Here is a 20034-nt window from a genome sequence, read left to right as displayed (position 1 = left end):
ACCTCAGCCGTCCACAGCCTGTGGATAACTTTCGGCGGTAAACGATCCCGGATAGGCGGTGTCAGTGCCCGGGGCGATGATCGTCCCATGGGAGACACCGAGGAACAGAGGCAGCGGCACCGCAGGCTGACCGCCTGGCAGCGGTCGGGGAAGGTGCTGGCAAGGACGTCGGCGGACCACACGCTGGCCGAGCGGCTGGCGGCGCTGGCCGCCGACGCCGGCACGGTCCACGACCTGAGCGGCTGGACGGATGTGTACGGCGACGGGGTCGTCGCCGAGGTCGAGCGGCGCACGGCCGGCCTGCTGGGCATGGAGGACGCCGCCTTCTTCCCGACCGGGACGATGGCCCAGCAGGTCGCACTGCGGTGCTGGGCGGGGCGCACCGGCGACCGGACCGTGGCACTGCACCCCCTCGCCCACCCGGAGGTGCACGAGCGCGGCGCCCTCACCTCCGTCAGCGGGCTGCGCACGGTGCATCCGACGACCGCGCCCCGGCCGGCCACCGCGGAGGAGATCCGGGACTTCCCCGAACCGTTCGGCACGCTGATGCTGGAGCTCCCGCTGCGTGACGCCGGCTTCGTCCTGCCCTCCTGGGAGGAGCTGGAGGCCGTGGTGGCCGCCGCGCGCGAGCGGGACGCCGTGGTGCATCTGGACGGGGCGCGGCTCTGGGAGTGCACACCGCACTTCGGCCGGAGCCTGCCGGAGATCGCGGCGCTCGCCGACAGTGTGTACGTGTCGTTCTACAAGTCCCTCGACGGGCTGTCCGGAGCGGTGCTCGCCGGCTCCGGGTCCCTGGTCGAGGAGGCGAGGACCTGGCGCCACCGGTACGGCGGCCAGGTCTTCCAGCAGTTCCCGGCCGCGCTCTCGGCCCTGCTGGGCCTGGAGCGGGAGCTGCCGAGGCTCCCGTCGTACGTGGCGCATGCGAAGGTGGTCGCCGCCGCTCTGGCAGAGGCCTTCGCCGGGTCCGCGGTGCCGTGGTTCCGGGTGCACCCCGAGCCGCCGCACACGCACCAGTTCCAGGTCTGGCTGCCGTACGCCGCCGATGTGCTGGACGAGGCGTCGGTGCGGCAGGCGGAGGAGACGGGGGTGACGCTGTTCCGGCGCTGGTTCGCGGCTCAGGCGGGGCCGCCCGGACTCTCGTGCACCGAGGTCACGGTCGCGGCGCCGGGCCTGGAGTGGACGGCCGGTGACGTACGGGACGCGGCGGCGGCATTCGTGGCGCGGCTCCAGAGGTGAGCGTGCACATCGGAGGGCGTCCTGCGGTGAGCGGCACCTGTCCGGCCCGGGCCCCCGTCCTGGGGCGGGTCAGCCTGTCTGCCCGCCGGCCCTGACAAGTCCGGTCTCGTACGCGAGGACGACCACCTGGACACGGTCGCGTAGGCCCAGTTTGGTGAGGATGCGGCCCACATGGGTCTTCACGGTCGCTTCGGACAGCACCAGCCGGCCCGCGATCTCGCCGTTCGACAGCCCCTGGGCGACCAGCATCATCACTTCGCGCTCACGCCCGGTCAGCTTCTCGACCTGCTGGTGCTGCGGCTCCTTCCTGCCGCTCGGCAGCATCGGCGAGAACCGGTCGAGCAGCCTGCGGGTCGTGGACGGTGCCACGACGGCGTCGCCGCTGTGCACCGCGCGGATGGCGGAGAGCAGTTCGCCCGGCGGCACGTCCTTGAGCATGAAACCGCCGGCGCCCGCCTTGAGACCGGAGAAGGCGTACTCGTCCAGGTCGAACGTGGTCAGGATCAGCACCTTGGGCGGATCGGTCTGCGCGCAGATGCGCCGGGTCGCCTCGACGCCGTCCAGCCGTGGCATGCGTACGTCCATCAGCACGACGTCGACGGCGGTGGAGCGAAGGATCTCGATCGCCTCGGCGCCGTCGCCCGCCTCCGCGACGACATCCATGTCCGGCTGGGCGGCGAGCACCATCCGGAAGCCGGTGCGCAGCAGCACCTGGTCGTCGACGAGCATCACTCGGATCGCCATGCGGTGTCCTGTCCTTCCTTCGTTCACTGACTGGCCGACTTGAGGGGGAGCAGCGCGCTGATCCGGAAGCCGCCGCCCTGGCGCGGTCCGGCGTCCAGCGTGCCGCCGACCATGCCGACCCGCTCCCGCATCCCGATCATCCCGTGTCCGGCGCCGTCGGCGCCGCCGTCCTCGTAGAGTTCGTGCGGGGCACCGCGGCCGTCGTCCTCGACGAGCAGGCCGAGCCCGTCGTCGAAGTAGACCAGCCTCACGCTCGCACCGGCGTCGGGGCCGCCGTGCTTGCGGGTGTTGGTGAGGGCCTCCTGGACGATGCGGTACGCGGTCAGCTCGACCCCGCTCGGGAGCGGGCGCGGAGTGCCCTCGATCCTGAAGTCCACCGCGAGGCCGGTCTCCCTGACCTTGCCGACGAGCTCCTCGATCTGCCCGACGTCGGGCTGGGGGACGTACTCCCCGCTCTCCTCGGAATCTCCGGTCCTGAGCACCCCGAGCAGCCGCCGCATCTCGGCGAGCGCCTGGCGGCCGGTGCCCGAGATGGTCTCCAGCGCCTGCCGGGCCTGATCGGGGGACGAGTCCATGACATATGCGGCACCGTCGGCCTGAACGACCATCACCGAGACGTTGTGCGCGACGACGTCGTGCAGTTCGCGGGCGATACGGGCCCGCTCGGCGGCGACGGCGACCTTCGACTGCGCCTCGCGCTCCCGCTCCAGCCGGGCGGCCCGCTCCTCCAGCTGACTGAAATAGGCCCGGCGGGTGCGTATGGAGTCGCCGAGGACCCAGGCCAGCACGAAGGGCACGGTCATCACGACGACGTAGAAGACAGCCTCGCCCCAGCCGCCCCTCGGCGCGTCGTCGGACCAGCGCAGCCGCGAGAGCCCCGCCGCGCACAGACTGCACCCGAGGGCGAGCCGGGACGCCCAGCGCTCCCCCACCGTGGCCACGGTGTACGTGATCACCAGCATGGCGAAGTCGGCCGCGTCGGGCCGCACTCCCAGCAGCAGCTGGGCGAGCCCCATCAGGATCGCGAGCAGCAGCATCTTCTCCGGCAGGCGCCGGCGCAGGGCGACCACGACGGCCAGACCGACGGCGATCGGGACCGCGGCGACGCGCTCCCGCCCGCTGCCGACCTGGCCGGCCACGATGGACACGCCGGAGAACCCGAGGAGGAGGACAGCCCAGAGGATGTCGACGCCCGTCGGGTGTCTGCGGATGAAATCGTAGAAGCGCTGCACATTACCCAGCGTAGGGACAGCATCTCGGTGCACGGGTCAGCCGAAGGGTCGATCCGGGTCAAGGGACCCTACTCCCCAAGGTGGAGACTTGCCTCTGTGACGTATGACTGGTGCCGCTGGCGGGAAGCCGCCGAGACCGCTTTGTACGGGGAAGAGGGCTTCTACCGGCGCCCGGAGGGTCCTGCCGGCCATTTCCGCACCTCGGTGCACGCCTCCCCGCTGTTCGCCACGGCCGTCGCCCGGCTGTTGGCCGGCACCGCCCGGGAGCTGGGCACGGACTCGGTCGCCCTGGTCGACATGGGGGCGGGCCGCGGCGAGCTGCTGACCGGGGTGCTGGCGGCGCTGCGGGCCGCCCCCGCCCTCACCGTGCGGGCGTACGCCGTGGAGCTCGCCCCGCGCCCGCCGGGCCTCGCCCCGGACATCGAGTGGTGCGCCGAGCCGCCGCGTGGCGCCCGGGGACTGCTGTTCGCCAACGAATGGCTGGACAACGTCCCCACGGACATCGCCGAGGCCGACGCGGACGGGGTGCCCCGCTATGTCCTCGTACGCGCGGCCGACGGCGCCGAGCGGCTGGGCGATCCGGTCAGCGGCGAGGACGCCCGGTGGCTGAGCCGCTGGTGGCCGCTGTCCGCGCCCGGCGACCGCGCGGAGATCGGCAGGCCGCGCGACGAGGCCTGGGCCAGGGCCGTCGCGACGCTGGCCGGCGGGACGGCGGTGGCGGTGGACTACGCGCATGTACGGGCGTCGAGGCCGCCGTTCGGGACGCTGACCGGATTCCGGGGAGGCCGTGAGGTGGCGCCCGTGCCCGACGGGAGCTGCGACCTGACCTCGCACGTGGCCCTGGACGCCTGCGCGGCGGCGGTGGGCGGCGAGGCCGAACTCCTGGACCAGCGGACGGCACTGGCGGACCTGGGCATCAGCGGCGGACGCCCGCCGCTGGCACAGGCCTCGGCGGACCCGGCCGGATACGTACGGGCGCTCGCGTCGGCCGGGGAGGCGGCGGAACTCACGGCGCGCGGCGGGCTGGGCGACTTCGGCTGGCTGCGGCATCGGGTCCCGGACCGCGCGGAGGGATGAGGAGGGATACTGTCCCGCATGACGGAGACGACGATCGGCATCGGCGGCGCGGCGGAGAGCACCGACATGGTGCTGAACATCGGTCCGCAGCACCCCTCCACCCACGGTGTCCTCCGGCTGCGGCTCGTCCTGGACGGCGAGCGGATCCAGCGGGCCGAGCCCGTCATCGGCTATATGCACCGGGGCGCGGAGAAGCTCTTCGAGGCCAGGGACTACCGGCAGATCATCATGCTCGCCAACCGCCACGACTGGCTGTCGGCGTTCTCCAACGAGCTCGGGGTCGTCATGGCCGTCGAGCGGATGCTGGGCATGGAGGTTCCCGAGCGCGCCGTCTGGACGAGGACGCTGCTGGCGGAGCTGAACCGCGTCCTGAACCATCTGATGTTCCTCGGCTCCTACCCCCTCGAACTCGGCGGGATCACCCCGATGTTCCACGCGTTCCGGGAGCGCGAGGAGCTCCAGGCCGCGATGGAGGAGGTCTCCGGCGGCCGGATGCACTACATGTTCAATCGGGTCGGCGGCCTCAAGGAGGACCTGCCGGCGGGCTGGCTCGGCCGGGCCAGGGACGCCGTGGCGTCCGTGCGTTCGCGGATGGACGTGTACGACCGGCTGGTCCTCGGCAACGAGATCTTCCGTGGCCGCACGCGCGGGGTGGGTGTGCTGTCCGCAGCGGCCGTGCACGCCTACGGGGTGTCGGGGCCGATCGCCCGTGCCTCCGGGGTCGACTTCGACCTGCGGCGCGACGAGCCGTATCTGGCGTACGGGGAGCTGCGGGACACCCTCAAGGTGGTCACCAGGACCGAGGGCGACTGCCTGGCCCGCTTCGAATGCCTGCTGGAGCAGACGCACAACGCCCTGGACCTCGCGGACGCCTGCCTGGACCGGATGGCCGACCTGGCACCCGGGCCCATCAACCAGCGGCTGCCCAAGGTGCTGAAGGCGCCCGAGGGCCACACCTACGCCTGGACCGAGAACCCGCTGGGCGTCAACGGCTACTACCTGGTCTCCACGGGCGAGAAGACCCCGTACCGGCTGAAGCTGCGCTCCGCCTCGTTCAACAACATCCAGGCACTCACCGAGCTGCTGCCCGGCACGCTGGTCTCCGACATGGTGGCGATCCTGGGCTCGCTCTTCTTCGTGGTCGGAGACATCGACAAGTAGCGGGGAGCCGGCTGCTACGAGATCGCGCTGCGCAGCTCGACGACGTCCAGCTGCTCGGTGTCGTCGTGCGCCGTGAGGTCGATGACCTTGCCGACGGCGCGGTTCTCGGCCGTGCCCGTGCGGTGTGCGGCCAGTGCCTCCTCGCCCACCACGTCCGCGAGGTCCTCGTTCTGCACGGACTCGATCGCGGCGCTCGCCTTCTGCGTGCCGAAGAAGTCGAAGCTTCCCTGCGGCACCAGCTGACGGCGCGCGGCGTCGTACGGCGCGACGGCCGACGCGGCGGGCACGGCGCGGGGCGGGCGCACGGCGGGGGACAACTGCGGCGCGGGGAGGGCGGCCTGGGCGCGGCGGTGCTGGGGGGCACCCGCTCCGGAGACCGCCGCGTGCTTCCCCGCCGGGCCGTCGCCCTCCGTGTCCCGCTCCGCCGACCGCTCGGCGATGTCACGCTGCCTGGCCAGCTCGGCCGTGCGGCGAGCCTCCTGGAGCGCGGCGTTGCGGGGCAGCTCCTGCAAGGCCTGGGCGGCACGCTGATAGGCGCCGGGCGTCGGCGTGGACCTGGCGGGCAGCAGCTCGCGCGGCGCGGACGCCTCGATGGCCAGCTGCCTGCGGCCCTCGAGCGCGCTGGCACGCTCCGTCTCGGCGTTGGCGTACCGGCGCAGCAGCGCGGCGTGTTCGCCCCGCAGCCCGGCGAGCTCCACACGCTTGCGGCGCAGCTTGGTCTCCAGCCGGGTGCGCAGCTCCCTTGATTCCTCGAGGTCCGCCTCGAGTTCGGCTATGCGCTCCTCGGCCTTCCACTCGTCGCTGGCCCTGGCCCGGGTCAGCTCGGCGACACGCAGTCCGGCCGCTCGGTCCCAGCCGCGCATCAGACAGCCACCGGTGACGGCGGCTGCCGCTGTCACGGCCACCAGGGCCCGCAGCGGCAGAGGTTCCGCGAGGAGCCAGGCACCGGCGGCGCAGACGACCGGCACTCCGGCCACCACAACGGGGGGCAGGATTCTGTGGAGGGGCGGTGAATGGCGGTGGCGTCCTCGTGGCATGGCTCGAAATTTACCGTGCGCACGGGCCACTTGGGAGACCGCCCGGCAATCTGTTCCCCGCCGGTTACCTCGCGACGTCCCGCGCGGCCCCTCAAGTGGCCCTCTGGTACGCCTTTCTACTTCTTGATCAGGCCCTTCGACCGGAGATAGTCACCGGCCGCGTCCGCGGGCTTGGCGCGCTCCGCGTCGACCTTCCGGTTCAGTTCCGCGAGGTCCTCCGTGGTGAGTACGTCGGTGAGCTTTCCGAGCGCCTCCGCGATCTCGGGCGCGCCCGCTTCCTTCGCATTGAGTACCGGAACGACGTTGTCCGCATTCTGCAGCTTCTTGTCGTCCTCCAGGAACACCAGCCCGTAGGAGTCGAGCACCGCGTCCGTGGTGGTCGTGAGGACCAGCTGGTCCTTGCCGTCCTTCACGGCCTGCTTGGACTGCGGGGTGCCGACGCCCTTGGGGTCGATCCCCGAGACGTCGATGCCGTACGTCTTCTTCAGCCCGGGTGCGCAGAACGGACGCACCTCGCACTCGTCGCCGGCAGCGATCTTGACCTTGATCTTCGAGCTGCCGAGATCGGAAAGGGTCGTGAGGCTGTTCTTGTCGGCGAATTCCTTCGAGACCGCGAAGGCGTTCTGGTCGACCGCCTCCCCGACCGGAAGGACCTTCAGTCCGAGCGGGGTGGCGAGCTTCTCCAGAGCGGTGACGGTCGCCTTCACGTCGCCCGATGCGACCGGTGCCTTCTCCGCCTTCTTCGCGCCGTTGACCTTGGCGTTGAGGAATTCCGCGAGGGTCGCCGCGTATTCCGGGACGACGTCGATCTCGCCCTTCTCCAGCGAGGGCTCGTACAGTTCACGGTTCTTCACCGTGGTGACCGACGTGTCGTAACCGGCGCCGCCCAGGACCTGGGCGTACAGCTCGGCGAGCACCTTGGACTCGGTGAAGCCGGCCGCGCCCACGACGAGCGAGCCCTTCTTGGAGTCGGCGCCGGAACCCGTGTCCGAGCCGCCCTTGTCCTTCTCCAGGCTGTCGCCGCCGCAGGCGGCGAGCGACCCTGCCAGCGCGACGGCTCCGATGACCGCACCCGCTATGCGCGAGGTCCTGCTCATGTTGTTCTCCGTCCGAGAAAAATGGTGTGCACAGTCCGAAAGGTCAGCGCGTTCATACGGTCCGGCGGCGGCGCAGCGGCGACAGCAGCCGGTCGAGCACCACCAGGACGCCCTCCACCACCAACGCCAGGAGGGCGACCAGCACGGCGCCCGCGAAGACCTGCGGGGTGTCGTAGGTGTTGAATCCGGCGGTGATGATCCGGCCCAGCCCGCCGAGACCGACCATCGCCGCGATCGAGGCGGTGGCGATCACCTGGACCGCGGCCGACCGGAGGCCGGTCATGATCATCGGGTAGGCGAGCGGAAGCTCGACCCTGACGAACAGCTGCGGGCCTGACATCCCCATGCCGCGTGCGGCCTCCACCACCGAGCGGTCCACCTCCGTCATCCCGACGTAGGCGTTGGTCAGCAGCGGGGGTACGGCGAACAGCACCAGCGCGATGACCGTGGGCAGATAGCCGGAGTTGCGCAGGGGCGTCATCATGAACAGGGCCAGCACCGCGAACACCGGGACCGCGCGGCCCACGTTGGAGATGTTGACGGCGAGCCCGCCCCCCTTGCCCAGGTGTCCCAGATACAGCGCGACCGGCAGGGCGATGAGGCAGGCCACCGCGAGGGCGATCCCGCTGACGTACAGATGCTCGGCCAGCCGGTGTCCCGCCCCGCCGTCCCCCGACCAGTTGGCGCCGGTCGTGAGCCAGCTCCAGGCCTCCCCGATGACTCCCATGACTCAGACCGCCTCAGTCTTGGCGATGCCCGCCCCGGCGGATGCCACGGCGGGCGTCCGTATCCGGGTCCAGGGCGTGAGCAGGCGTTGGACACCGAGCAGGAGCAGGTCCGCGGCCACCGCGAGAAGCACACAGAGCACGGACGCGGTGAGCACCTGTGCCTTGAAGAAGCTGGGCAGCGCGTCCTCGATGAGATTGCCGAGGCCGCCCTTGCCGACGAGCGAGCCGACCGTGGTCAGCGCGACCGTCGACACCGTGGCGATCCGCAGCCCGGCCATGAGCGCGGGCAGCGCGAGAGGGAGCTCGACCTCCCAGAGAAGCCTGACCGGGCCGTATCCCAAGCCCTCGGCGGCCTCCCTGGCCTCCTGTGGGACCGCTTCGAGACCCGCCAGGATGTTGCGCACGAGAATGGTCAGTGAATAGAGCACAAGGCCGGTGACGACGAGCGCAGCCGAAAGGCCGAAGAGCGGCAGCAGCAGCGAGAACATCGCCAGCGAAGGCACCGTGTAGAGCACGGTCGTCAGGCCCAGCACCGGGGCCGCGAAATGCCGGCCACGGCGGGCGAGCAGCGCGAGCGGGAATGCCACCACGAGGCCTATCAGCACGGATACCACCGTGATCCAGATGTGCTGGACGGTCGCATCGGCCAACTCATGACCGCGGGAGCGCAGATACTCTCCGCAGATCCAGTCGTTCGCCACCAGGCAGTTCTGCTCGGCCACCCGCCCCCACCTCCTGTTTGCCCTCGTGATGCCGCCCCGGATCCGGCCCTGGGAGACCCTATCCTCGACCACCGACAATCGCCGAGGCTGTCGTATTCCGGCAACATGGCCTTCACATAACCCGCGTCACAATGGGGAATCATGATCCGTTTCGAGCACGTCACCAAGCGGTACGCGGACGGCACCACAGCCGTCGACGACCTTTCCTTCGAGGTCGCCGAGGGTGAACTGGTCACGCTCGTCGGGCCTTCCGGCTGCGGCAAGACGACCACCATGAAGATGGTGAACCGGCTGACCGAGCCGACCGACGGCCGGATATTCCTCGATGGGGACGACATATCCGCCATCGACCCGGTCCAGCTCCGGCGCCGTATCGGCTATGTGATCCAACAGGTCGGACTCTTCCCGCACAAGACGGTCCTGGAGAACACGGCGACCGTTCCCCATCTCCTCGGCTGGGGGCGCGAAAAGGGCAGGCGTCGCGCCGCCGAACTGCTGGATCTCGTCGGGCTCGACCCGTCCGTCTACGGCGGCCGCTATCCCGAGCAGCTCTCCGGCGGCCAGCGCCAACGCGTCGGCGTGGCACGGGCGCTGGCGGCCGATCCGCCGGTCCTGCTGATGGACGAGCCGTTCGGCGCGGTCGATCCGGTCGTGCGGGAGAGGCTCCAGAACGAATTCCTGAAGCTGCAGGCCCAGGTCCGCAAGACCGTGCTCTTCGTCACTCATGACATCGAGGAGGCGGTCCGGCTCGGCGACCGGATCGCCGTGTACGGGCAGGGCCGCATCGAGCAGTTCGACACCCCGGCCACGGTCCTCGGCGCCCCGGCCACCGGCTACGTCGCCGACTTCGTCGGAGCGGACCGCGGCCTGAAGCGGCTCTCGGTCACGCCGGTGGAGGAGAGCGACCTGGACCAGCCGCCGGTCGTCCATCTCGACGATCCGCTGTCGAAGGCGACCGAGCGGCTGCGGGCCGACGGGGCACGCTGGGCTGTCGTACTCGACGGCCAGGACAATCTGCACGGCTGGATCCCGGCTGACGAGGGGGCGGGCGCCAAGGGCACGGTCCGTGAACACGCCCGGCGCATGGAGGCGTGGCTTCCGCTCGGCGCACCCCTCAAGCAGGCCTTCGCCACGATGCTGCAGCACGACGCGGGCTGGATCGCCGTCATCGACGAGGAGGCCACCGGCCGCTTCCTCGGCGTGCTCACCCCGGCCCGCCTCCATGAGGCGCTGCGCCGCTCGATCGACGCGGACGCCCAGGACGTGCCGCGCGCCGAGGTCGCCGTGGAGACCGTGGCGGGTGTCGGCACCCCGTGAGCGGCGCGTGCGCGCCGGGCGGGTTGTCGTCGGCACGGCCTAGGCTGAAGGCATGAGTACGTTGCGAGGGCGGGGCACGGTGCGGGGTCTCCCGAAGTGGGACCGCTGTGCGGTCATGGGAGTCGTCAACGTGACGCCCGACTCCTTCTCCGACGGAGGCCACTGGTTCGACACCACGGCGGCGATCAAGCACGGCCTCGAGCTGGTGGCCGAGGGTGCGGATCTGATCGACGTCGGCGGCGAGTCGACCCGCCCTGGCGCCAGCAGGGTGGACGAGGCCGAGGAGCTGCGGCGGGTGATCCCCGTCGTGCGGGGGCTGGCCTCCGAGGGCGTCACCGTCTCCGTGGACACCATGCGGGCCGGTGTCGCCGAACAGTCCGTCGCCGCCGGCGCCGTCCTGGTCAACGACGTGAGCGGCGGCCTCGCCGACCCCGGCATGATCCCGGTCGTCGCCGCCGCGGGAGTGCCGTTCGTCGTCATGCACTGGCGTGGTTTCAGCGAGTCGATGAACAGCCGCGCGGTGTACGGGGACGTCGTCGGTGAAGTCGTCGCGGAGCTCCGGGAGCGTATGGACGCCGTGACCGATGGCGGGGTGGACCCCGAGAAGCTGGTGATCGACCCGGGGCTCGGTTTCGCCAAGAACGCGGCCCAGGACCTCACGCTGGTGGCGCACCTGGACCGGCTGCACGACCTGGGCAGGCCGCTGCTGGTCGCCGCCTCCCGCAAGAGGTTCCTCGGCCAGGTGCTGGCCGGCGAGTACGCGGTCCCGCCACCCGCGCGTGAACGCGACGCGGCGACGACCGCGGTCTCCGCGCTCTCCGCCGCCGCGGGCGCCTGGGCGGTCCGGGTGCACGCGGTGCGGCCGACGGCGGACGCGGTGCGGGTGGCCCGCGCCGTCGAGGGAGCCGCGTGAGCGCCGCCCGCGACGAGCACGAGGAGGCAGCGGCCGACATCGCGGCGGTCGAACAGGCCAACACCGCCTTCTACGAGGCGATGGAGCGCGGCGATCTCGACGAGCTCTCCGGTCTGTGGCTGCCCGGCGAGGACCTCACGGTGTCCTGCGTCCACCCGGGCTGGCCGGTGCTCACCGGCCGGGGCGAGGTGCTGCGGAGCTATGCGCTGATCATGGCGAACACCGAGTACATCCAGTTCTTCCTGACCGATGTCGGCGTCTCGATGACCGGCGACACCGCCCTGGTGACCTGCACCGAGAACATCCTCAGCGGTGGCCCCGCCGAGGAGGGCAACGCGCTCGGACCGCTCGTCGGCCAGCTCGTCGTCGCCACCAATGTGTTCCGGCGCACACCGGAGGGCTGGAAGCTCTGGTCCCACCATGGCTCGCCCGTACTGGCCGAAACCGGTGAGGAAGAGGACGAAGAGCCGACCGCCTGAGCGGACGGCTCGGGTCACCGGGATTGAGCCCCCGGATCACTGGGTATACGCGGCTACCAACCCCCTGCCGGGCCGGTCCGCGCCCCCGCGGGCGGGCGCTGTCTGTGCTCGCGGGTAGATTCGAAGACGGCACCCGCACCGCCCGCACGCGGTCAGGTGCTCCAGAGACGACGAACAGCAGGAGTGATTCGCGTGGATCGTGTCGCGCTGCGCGGCCTCAAGGCCCGTGGATACCACGGTGTCTTCCCCCGGGAACGGGCAGAGGGCCAGACCTTCATCGTGGACCTGGTGCTCGGCCTCGACACCCGCCCCGCGGCAGCCGCCGACGACCTGTCGAAGACCGTTCACTACGGCGTGGTCGCTGAGGAGGTCGCCGACGTCGTCAAGGGTGAGCCCGTCGATCTGATCGAGACCCTCGCGGAACGCATCGCGCAGCAGTGCCTCAAGCACGAGGGGGTCGAGGAGGTCGAGGTCGTCGTCCACAAGCCGGACGCCCCGATCACCGTCCCCTTCGACGACGTGACCATCACCATCACCCGGAGCCGAGCATGACTGCATTTTCCACCGAGGGGCAGAGCGACCCGACCGTACAGCCGGTTCCCGCCGCAGTGGTCGAGCAGGTCGACGCGGCAGACGTCACCCTCTCCAACCCGAAACGCGCCGTGATCTCACTCGGCTCCAATCTCGGCAACCGGCTGGAGACCCTCCAGGGCGCCATCGACGCCTTGGAGGACACCCCCGGCCTCCGGGTCAAGGCGGTCTCCCCGGTCTACGAGACGGAGCCCTGGGGCGTCGAGCCCGGCTCCCAGCCCTCGTACTTCAACGCGGTGATCGTCGTGAAGACGACCCTGCCGCCCTCCTCCCTGCTGGAGCGCGGCCAGGCCATCGAGGAGGCCTTCGACCGGGTCCGCGAGGAGCACTGGGGACCGCGCACCATCGACGTCGACATCGTGTCGTACGCCGAGGTGGTCTCCGACGACCCGCTGCTGACCCTCCCGCACCCCCGCGCCGGTGAGCGCGCCTTCGTCCTCGCCCCCTGGCACGACGTGGACCCGGAGGCCCAGCTTCCCGGTTCGGGCCCGGTCGCCGACCTGCTGGCCGGTGTCGGCCGGCAGGGAGTGCTTCCCCGGCCCGACCTGGAACTCCGTCTCCCCGAGTAGTCGTTAGGCTCAAGGACGACCGGTCACGGACCAGCGACGCGTCCGACGGCACGGGCGACCCATGACGGGCAACGGCGACGAAGGGCGGCACTCTCGGTGAAGCAACTACGGCTCGGGCTCCTGGCCGGACTCTTCGCCGGAGCCGGGGTGCTGTCCTGGGGCGCGGCCCGCCTCTGGGACGCCCTGGGGACGCTGCCCAGCGTGCCGCTCGCCGCGCCCGTGGTGCTGGCCGTGATCGCCGTCGTGCTGCTGGCCACGGCCCTGTCGATCCGGTCGAGGCTCCGCGCGCAGCGGGAACGGCGCCCCGGGGCGAAGGGCGTGGACCCGATGATGGCGGCGCGCGCCGTGGTCTTCGGCCAGGCGAGCGCGCTCGTCGCCGCACTCGTCGCGGGGATGTACGGCGGCACGGGCGTCTTCCTGCTCGGCTCCCTCGACATCCCGTCCCGGCGGGACCAGGCGATCTACGCGGGCTTCGCCGTGCTGGCCGGCGTCGCGGTCGTCGCCGCCGCCTTCTTCGTCGAGCGTGTCTGCAAGCTCCCCGACGACGGGGACGACGACGGGAACACCGCCCGGGCCGCCTGAGGGCCGGGCCGTCCCGCGATGCCTCGCACCACGCCCACGCGCGTCAGTCGGAGGACACCGGGTTCTCGATCAGGGTGACCCGGTTGCCGTCGGGGTCATGGACCGCGGAGAACCGCACACCGCGCGAGCCCGGCTGGATCTCTCCCGCCGTGATCCCCCGGTCCGTGAGATCCGAGAGCGCCCGGTCCAGATCGTCGACCACCAGATTCACCAGGGCCCCGCCGGCCTGCTCGGGCGACTCGAAGACCTGGAGCCAGCCGGACGGGGAGATGTGCCAGTCGGCGAGCCCGTCCATCGGCCGCGCGTCGGCCGGACGGCCCAGAAGCCGCTCGTACCACTCCACCGCCGGCTGGACGGCCATCACGGGCGCTACGGCGAGCACATGGGTGAATGCCATGGGGGCTCCTCTCCTGGCGGGTCCGGCCGGGCGCCGGACCGCTCTCAGCGTGCCATGACGAGGCTCATCGCCTCGGCACGCGTGGCCGGGTCACGCAGCTGCCCACGGACCGCGGAGGTGATGGTCTTGGCCCCGGGCTTACGGATGCCCCGCATCGACATGCACATGTGCTCGCACTCGACGACGACGATGACACCGCGCGGTTCCAGGATCGCCATCAGGGAGTCGGCGATCTGTGTGGTGAGCCGCTCCTGGACCTGCGGCCGCCGGGCGTAGACGTCGACCAGCCGTGCCAGCTTCGACAGCCCGGTGATCTTGCCGCTGGCCGCGGGGATGTAGCCGACGTGGGCGACACCGTGGAACGGCACCAGGTGGTGCTCGCAGGTGCTGAACACCTCGATGTCCTTGACCAGCACCATCTCGTCGTGGCCGAGGTCGAAGGTCGTCGTCAGGACGTCCTCGGGCTCCTGGTGGAGACCGGCGAATATTTCCTGGTAGGCACGCGCCACCCGGCCCGGGGTCTCCCGCAGGCCTTCACGGTCGGGGTCCTCCCCCACCGCGATGAGCAGCTCCCGTACGGCCGACTCGGCCCGCTTCTCGTCGAATACGCCGATCGAGCCCTGCCCGTCGAGCGTCACCGGGTCGGTCATCTGTGCCTCGTTCCTCTGTGCAGTCACATGCGCGGACCCGCCCGGCCTCACGGAAATTCGGCAGGCTCGACGCAGACATACGAAAAAGCCGCGCCCCCACAGGCTAGAACCTGGGGGGCGCGGCATCCATTCCGGGCCTGGTGGGGCCCCCGTGACAGGGGCCACATCGGATCGGGCAGGGGCTAACTCTCGGGGCGGTCCTCGGGACGCGCCTCGGTCGAGCCGCCGGTGTCCTTCGTGAGATCCGTCGGAGCGATCTCCGGAGTGCCCGAACCATTGGCGGAGCCGTTGGTGAGGGCGAGCTCCTTGGGGGAAAGCACCGGCGGACGCGTCGACGGGGTACGCCGGGCGGAGCCGGTCCACGCCGGACGAGCCGGGCGCTTCACGATCGGGGCGAAGATCTCGGCGATCTGGTCCTTGCCGAGCGTCTCCTTCTCGAGGAGCTCGAGGACCAGGGCGTCGAGGATGTCGCGATTCTCCACGAGGATCTCCCACGCATCGTTGTGCGCGGTCTCGATGAGCTTCTTGACCTCTTCGTCGACGAGCGCCGCGACCTCTTCCGAGTAGTCGCGCTGATGGCCCATCTCCCGGCCCACGAACGGCTCGCTGTTGTCCCCACCGAACTTGATGGCACCGAGGCGCTCGGTCATGCCGTACTGCGTGACCATCGAGCGGGCCGTCGCGGTGGCCTTCTCGATGTCGTTCGCCGCACCGGTCGTCGGGTCGTGGAAGACCAGCTCCTCGGCCGCGCGCCCGCCCAGCATGTATGCCAGCTGGTCGAGCATCTCGTTGCGCGTCGTGGAGTACTTGTCCTCCTCCGGGAGCACCATCGTGTAACCGAGGGCGCGGCCGCGGGAGAGAATCGTGATCTTGTGGACCGGGTCCGACTGGGGAGAGGCCGCCGCGACCAGGGCGTGTCCGCCCTCGTGGTACGCGGTGATCTTCTTTTCCTTCTCGGACATGATCCGGGTCCGCTTCTGCGGACCCGCCACGACGCGGTCGATGGCCTCGTCGAGCATCTGGTTGTCGATCAGCTTCTTGTTGCTGCGCGCCGTCAGGAGCGCGGCCTCGTTCAGCACGTTCGACAGGTCGGCACCGGTGAAACCGGGCGTACGACGGGCGACCGCGTTGAGGTCGACGTCCTCCGCGACCGGCTTGCCCTTCTGGTGGACCTTGAGGATCTCAAGGCGGCCCTGCATGTCCGGCCGGTCGACGGCGATCTGCCGGTCGAAGCGTCCGGGACGCAGCAGCGCCGGGTCCAGGATGTCCGGCCGGTTCGTGGCGGCGATCAGGATGACCCCGCCCTTCACATCGAAGCCGTCCATCTCGACGAGCAGCTGGTTGAGCGTCTGCTCGCGCTCGTCGTGACCGCCGCCCATGCCGGCACCGCGGTGCCGTCCGACGGCGTCGATCTCGTCGACGAAGACGATCGCCGGGGCGTTCGCCTTGGCCTGCTCGAAGAGGTCACGCACCCGGGAGGCACCGACACCGACGAACATCTCGACGAAGTCGGAACCGGAGATCGAGTAGAACGGCACGCCCGCCTCACCCGCGACGGCGCGGGCGAGCAGTGTCTTACCCGTACCGGGCGGCCCGTAGAGCAGGACGCCCTTGGGGATCTTGGCGCCGACGGCCTGGAACTTCGCCGGCTCCTGGAGGAATTCCTTGATCTCGTAGAGTTCCTCGACCGCCTCGTCCGACCCCGCCACATCGGCGAACGTCGTCTTCGGCGTGTCCTTGGTGATCAGCTTGGCCTTGGACTTGCCGAACTGCATGACCTTGGAGCCGCCGCCCTGCATCTGATTCATCAGAAACAGGAACACGACCACGATCAGGACGAAGGGCAGCAGGGAGAGAAGGATCGAGACGAACGGGGACTGCTTCGACGGCGAGACGGTGTAACCCTTCTCGATGTCACCGCTCTCGAACTTCTTCTGCAGCGTGTCGGCGAGCTCGACACCCTGGTTGCCGATGTAGCTCGCCTGGAACTTGCTGCCGGACTCGCCCTGGAGCTTTTCCTTGTCCTTCAGCTCGATCTTCAGGATCTGTTCGTCACCGGTGGTGAGCTTGGCCTGCTCCACCTGGTTCTTACTGATCGCCTGGATCACCTTGCCGGTGTCCACCGTCTTGTAGCCGCCGGACGAGCCGACGACCTGCATCAACACGACCACGGCGAGGACGGCCAGCACGATCCACATGACCGGCCCACGGAAGTATCGCTTCACGTCCATCCATACGGAGCGAAGTCGCCCCGTCCCTCCTGCCCGTAGGTAAATGCTGCTGTGAGAAAAGAGTGTTCTTCGGACCGTACCCCAGCATCGTCACGCGTGACCGCAGGGGAGGTCCGACAAGCCTGTCTTCGAAGGCTCCAACGGCCCGAACGCCACAAGGGTTCCCGGGTGCCCGGCCGGGTTGTGCCGGCTCCTCGTGGAGCGGCTGTCTCAGCCTCCGTAGACGTGAGGGGCGAGCGTACCGACGAAGGGGAGGTTGCGGTACCTCTCCGCGTAATCGAGTCCGTAGCCGACGACGAACTCGTTGGGAATGTCGAAGCCGACCCACTTCACGTCGATCGCGACCTTGGCGGCGTCCGGCTTACGGAGCAGCGTGCAGACCTCAAGGCTCGCGGGTTCACGCGAGCCGAGGTTGGTCAGCAGCCAGGACAGTGTCAGACCTGAGTCGATGATGTCCTCGACGATCAGGACGTGCTTGCCCTTGATGTCGGTGTCGAGGTCCTTGAGGATCCGGACGACGCCCGAGGACTGCGTGCCGGCTCCGTACGACGAGACGGCCATCCAGTCCATGGTGACGGGAGTGGACAGCGCGCGGGCCAGATCCGCCATGACCATCACGGCGCCCTTGAGCACGCCGACGATGAGCAGGTCCTTGCCCGCGTACTCCGCGTCGATCTTCGCTGCCAGCTCGACGAGCTTCGCGTCGATCTCTTCCTTGGTGAGGAGCACCGACTCAAGGTCGGCGCCCATGTCCTTCTCGTTCACCCGCGTCTCTTTCCCTGCCGCGACCGGCCGGACTGTTCCCCGGGCCTGACCGGCGTTTCGCCTGCACTTCAGCCGCTTGCGCTTCAGCTCTGCCGAATCACCAGTCTGCCACCCTGCCGTCGCACCTCGACGCGGCCGGGCAGGTTGATGGCGCCCTGGCCCCGCCACCCGGTGATGAGCCGGTCGACTTCCTCGATGTGCCGGGCGAAGAGCGAGCCCGCGGGGGATCCGGCGTCGATCACGGCGCGGCGCAGCACCCGGCGGCGCACCGCGGGCGGCAGGACGGAGAGCTTGGCGCACTCCAGTCGTCCGGCGTCGTCGCACACCGAGCGCGCGGCCTCGGCGGCCCAGGTGTCGAGGGCGTCCGCATCGTCACGGGAGAGCTGCGCCGTGCGGGCGAGTGCTTCCACGACGCCTTTGCCCAGCGCCTTCTCCAGGGCGGGCAGGCCCTCGTGGCGCAGCCGGGAGCGGGTGTAGGCGGGGTCGATGTTGTGGGGGTCGTCCCAGACGGGGATCGACTGGACCAGGCAGGCCTTGCGGGCGGTCTGCCGGTCGAGCTGGAGGAACGGGCGGCGGTAGCGGCCGGCGGGGCCCGAGGCGGCGGCCATCCCGGAGAGCGAGCGGATGCCCGACCCGCGGGCGAGCCCGAGCAAAACCGTCTCTGCCTGGTCGTCGCGGGTATGGCCGAGGAGCACGGCGGCGGCGCCGTACCGCTCCGCGGCGGCGTCCAGGGCGGCGTAGCGGGCGTCACGGGCGGCGGCCTCCGGCCCGCCGTCGCGGCCGACCCGCACGGCGACGCACTCGACCGGGTCGAGCCGCATCTCGGCGAGGCGGGCGACGACCTCGTCGGCCCGGGGTCCTGAGCCGGGCTGGAGATTGTGGTCGACGGTGATGCCGCCGGCGCGGACGGGGAGTTTGCGGGACTCGAAGGCGAGGGCCGATGCGAGCGCCATCGAGTCCGCGCCCCCGGAGCAGGCGACGAGGACCAGCGGGGTGTCCGGCCGCTCGGGAAGCCCGGAACGCCGTCCTCCCGCCCCGGCTTCGGCGAACTCGGCGCGTCCGGCCTGTTCGATGTGGCGGTCGTGTTCGGTGACGACGTCGTGGAGTACGCGGCGGACCGCGAGGCGTATCGCCGCGACCGCAGGATGGGGACCCATGTCCGGTGCCCTTCGGGTGAAGTTTTTGGGGGGTGCCTCGGAGCGCGGAACGGATTCCCGTCACTCAGAGTGCGTCGATGGTGACAGAGCCAAGCTGTTCATCGAGCATTGCACGCCTTCCCATGCCCCTACGGTCCCTCGGATGGGTGATTAGCGAGGCAATCTTCTGCCGTCGGACCCGACAAGATCACGAGTCTGCCTTACGGTGCACCCGCGCCACCCAGTCCGCGGGCGCCGCGATCTCGGCCTTCGTGGGGAGGGTGTTGGGGGAGGTCCACACCCGGTTGAAGCCCTCCATACCGACCTCGTCCACCACGGCCCGGACGAACTTCTCGCCGTCGCGGTACTGCCGCAGCTTGGCGTCGAGCCCCAGGAGCTTGCGCAGCGCCAGATCCAGCCGGCTGGCGCCGCGCGCCCTGCGCTGCTGGAACTTCTCCCGGATCTCGGCGACGGAGGACACCACTTCGGGGCCCACCCCGTCCATCACGAAGTCCGCGTGCCCTTCGAGCAGGGACATCACGGCGGTGAGACGGCCCAGGATCTCGCGTTGGGTGGGGGTCTGGACGATCTCGACGAGGCCGTGCCCGCCGTCGTCGCCCTCCTCGCCCCGCTCGCCCTCGGGGCGATTGCCTCCCGAGAAGGCCTGCGCGGCCTCGCGGAGGCGTTCGAGCACGGTCATGGGGTCGACGTCGGTCTCGTCGAGGAACGACTGGATTTCGCCCTGCAGATGGTCGCGGAGCCAGGGGACCCCGGTGAACTGGGTGCGGTGCGTCTCCTCGTGGAGAGCCACCCAGAGCCTGAAGTCGTGCGGGTCGACGTCGAGTTCGCGTTCGACGTGGACGATGTTGGGGGCGACCAGCAGCAGTCTTCCGCCGCCCTTGGAGGACGCGGGCAGCTCCCGGGTGGCGGGGGCGAAGGTCTCGTACTGCCCGAGGACGCGGGAGGAGAGGAACGACAGCAGCATGCCCAGCTCGACGCCGGTCACCTTGCCGCCGACCGCGCCGAGCACGGCGTTTCCGGGGCCGCCGCCACGGCGGTCCTGCATCTTGCCGAGCAGCGGACGCAGCAGCTCACGGAAGCCCGCGACATTGGCCCTGATCCAGCCGGCCCGGTCGACGACCAGGACAGGGGTGTCCTCGGGTTCGTGCCCGTCCGGGATCATCCGGGTGAACGAACGGACGTGCTCCTCCGAGGCCTTGGCATGCCGGCGGAGCTCCGCCACGACGGCGCGGGCCTCCTCGCGGCTGATCTCGGGACCCGGCCGCACGAGCCGGGTCGCTGTCGCGACCGCGAGGTTCCAGTCGACCATCTCGGCACCACCGATGCTCGTCATGCGTCAACCGTACGTG

Annotated in this window: 21 protein-coding genes; 9 read left to right on the top strand and 12 right to left on the bottom strand. The window is 70.4% G+C overall.

Going from position 1 to position 20034, the window contains the following annotated elements; all coding sequences use genetic code 11:
* The first annotated feature begins 87 nt into the window (after positions 1-87).
* Positions 88-1236 carry a threonine aldolase family protein gene (locus OG623_RS19145; protein ID WP_406147947.1) on the top strand — a complete coding sequence of 383 codons (1149 nt, stop codon included), beginning with the start codon at positions 88-90 and terminating at the stop codon, positions 1234-1236.
* Between the two features lie 69 nt (positions 1237-1305).
* Here the strand turns inward: OG623_RS19145 and OG623_RS19140 are convergent, their stop codons facing one another.
* Together OG623_RS19140 and OG623_RS19135 are read right to left on the bottom strand one after the other, a co-directional pair.
* Complete coding sequence (locus tag OG623_RS19140; RefSeq protein WP_406147945.1) at positions 1306-1980, bottom strand: response regulator; 675 nt, start codon at positions 1978-1980, stop codon at positions 1306-1308.
* Between the two features lie 23 nt (positions 1981-2003).
* Entirely contained in the window at positions 2004-3212 is a 1209-nt protein-coding gene (locus tag OG623_RS19135; RefSeq protein ID WP_406147943.1) for a sensor histidine kinase, read from the bottom strand.
* A 96-nt stretch (positions 3213-3308) separates the two neighbouring features.
* Between OG623_RS19135 and OG623_RS19130 the strand changes: the two genes are divergently transcribed.
* Positions 3309-4289: an SAM-dependent methyltransferase gene (locus OG623_RS19130; protein WP_406147942.1), complete on the top strand. Its 981-nt coding sequence runs from the start codon at positions 3309-3311 to the stop codon at positions 4287-4289.
* 18 nt (positions 4290-4307) lie between these two features.
* Entirely contained in the window at positions 4308-5450 is a 1143-nt protein-coding gene (locus OG623_RS19125) for an NADH-quinone oxidoreductase subunit D (protein WP_406147941.1), read from the top strand.
* 14 nt (positions 5451-5464) lie between these two features.
* On the opposite strand, the gene OG623_RS19120 is transcribed toward OG623_RS19125, so the two are convergent.
* From OG623_RS19120 to OG623_RS19105, 4 genes are all read right to left on the bottom strand, one after another.
* On the bottom strand, positions 5465-6487 hold the full coding sequence (locus OG623_RS19120; RefSeq protein ID WP_406147940.1) for a hypothetical protein: 1023 nt from the start codon (positions 6485-6487) through the stop codon (positions 5465-5467).
* Between the two features lie 116 nt (positions 6488-6603).
* Positions 6604-7584 carry a glycine betaine ABC transporter substrate-binding protein gene (locus OG623_RS19115; protein WP_406147939.1) on the bottom strand — a complete coding sequence of 327 codons (981 nt, stop codon included), beginning with the start codon at positions 7582-7584 and terminating at the stop codon, positions 6604-6606.
* 52 nt (positions 7585-7636) lie between these two features.
* Positions 7637-8311 carry an ABC transporter permease gene (locus OG623_RS19110; protein ID WP_406147938.1) on the bottom strand — a complete coding sequence of 225 codons (675 nt, stop codon included), beginning with the start codon at positions 8309-8311 and terminating at the stop codon, positions 7637-7639.
* Positions 8312-8314: 3 nt separating this feature from the next.
* Entirely contained in the window at positions 8315-9034 is a 720-nt protein-coding gene (locus tag OG623_RS19105; RefSeq protein WP_406147937.1) for an ABC transporter permease, read from the bottom strand.
* A gap of 141 nt (positions 9035-9175) precedes the next feature.
* Between OG623_RS19105 and OG623_RS19100 the strand changes: the two genes are divergently transcribed.
* The 6 genes from OG623_RS19100 (at position 9176) to OG623_RS19075 (ending at position 13485) form a co-directional block, all read left to right on the top strand.
* Positions 9176-10351, top strand: a complete 1176-nt coding sequence (locus OG623_RS19100) for an ABC transporter ATP-binding protein (RefSeq protein ID WP_406147936.1) — start codon at positions 9176-9178, stop codon at positions 10349-10351.
* A gap of 115 nt (positions 10352-10466) precedes the next feature.
* Positions 10467-11264: a dihydropteroate synthase gene (folP, locus tag OG623_RS19095; RefSeq protein ID WP_406151908.1), complete on the top strand. Its 798-nt coding sequence runs from the start codon at positions 10467-10469 to the stop codon at positions 11262-11264.
* Positions 11261-11743, top strand: a complete 483-nt coding sequence (locus OG623_RS19090; protein ID WP_406147935.1) for a nuclear transport factor 2 family protein — start codon at positions 11261-11263, stop codon at positions 11741-11743. Before folP ends, OG623_RS19090 begins: the two co-directional genes overlap by 4 nt.
* Positions 11744-11935: 192 nt before the next feature.
* The gene (gene folB / locus OG623_RS19085; protein ID WP_362892405.1) at positions 11936-12295 is read left to right on the top strand and encodes a dihydroneopterin aldolase; all 360 of its coding nucleotides are present in this window, start codon (positions 11936-11938) and stop codon (positions 12293-12295) included.
* On the top strand, positions 12292-12903 hold the full coding sequence (gene folK / locus OG623_RS19080) for a 2-amino-4-hydroxy-6-hydroxymethyldihydropteridine diphosphokinase (RefSeq protein WP_406147934.1): 612 nt from the start codon (positions 12292-12294) through the stop codon (positions 12901-12903). The genes folB and folK overlap by 4 nt, the downstream gene beginning before the upstream one ends.
* A 96-nt stretch (positions 12904-12999) precedes the next feature.
* A complete protein-coding gene (locus OG623_RS19075; protein ID WP_406147933.1) occupies positions 13000-13485 on the top strand; it encodes a DUF3180 domain-containing protein in 486 nt (161 codons plus the stop codon).
* Positions 13486-13528: 43 nt separating this feature from the next.
* Here OG623_RS19075 and OG623_RS19070 read toward each other — a convergent pair whose 3' ends face one another.
* The 6 genes from OG623_RS19070 to OG623_RS19045 form a co-directional block, all read right to left on the bottom strand.
* Positions 13529-13882, bottom strand: coding sequence for a VOC family protein (locus OG623_RS19070; protein ID WP_406147931.1), 354 nt, complete (start codon positions 13880-13882; stop codon positions 13529-13531).
* 44 nt (positions 13883-13926) lie between these two features.
* A complete protein-coding gene (gene folE / locus OG623_RS19065; protein WP_406147930.1) occupies positions 13927-14532 on the bottom strand; it encodes a GTP cyclohydrolase I FolE in 606 nt (201 codons plus the stop codon).
* 182 nt (positions 14533-14714) lie between these two features.
* Positions 14715-16763, bottom strand: a complete 2049-nt coding sequence (gene ftsH / locus OG623_RS19060; protein ID WP_406147929.1) for an ATP-dependent zinc metalloprotease FtsH — start codon at positions 16761-16763, stop codon at positions 14715-14717.
* 210 nt (positions 16764-16973) lie between these two features.
* Entirely contained in the window at positions 16974-17513 is a 540-nt protein-coding gene (hpt, locus tag OG623_RS19055) for a hypoxanthine phosphoribosyltransferase (protein ID WP_406151906.1), read from the bottom strand.
* 98 nt (positions 17514-17611) lie between these two features.
* On the bottom strand, positions 17612-18685 hold the full coding sequence (gene tilS, locus OG623_RS19050) for a tRNA lysidine(34) synthetase TilS (protein ID WP_406147928.1): 1074 nt from the start codon (positions 18683-18685) through the stop codon (positions 17612-17614).
* Positions 18686-18872: 187 nt separating this feature from the next.
* Positions 18873-20018, bottom strand: coding sequence for a zinc-dependent metalloprotease (locus OG623_RS19045; RefSeq protein ID WP_406147927.1), 1146 nt, complete (start codon positions 20016-20018; stop codon positions 18873-18875).
* Positions 20019-20034: the final 16 nt, after the last annotated feature.

The organism is Streptomyces sp. NBC_01012 (assembly GCF_045162755.1).
In the GTDB taxonomy this organism is placed as follows: Bacteria; Actinomycetota; Actinomycetes; order Streptomycetales; family Streptomycetaceae; genus Streptomyces.
This window is presented reverse-complemented; position numbering and strand designations above follow the sequence as displayed.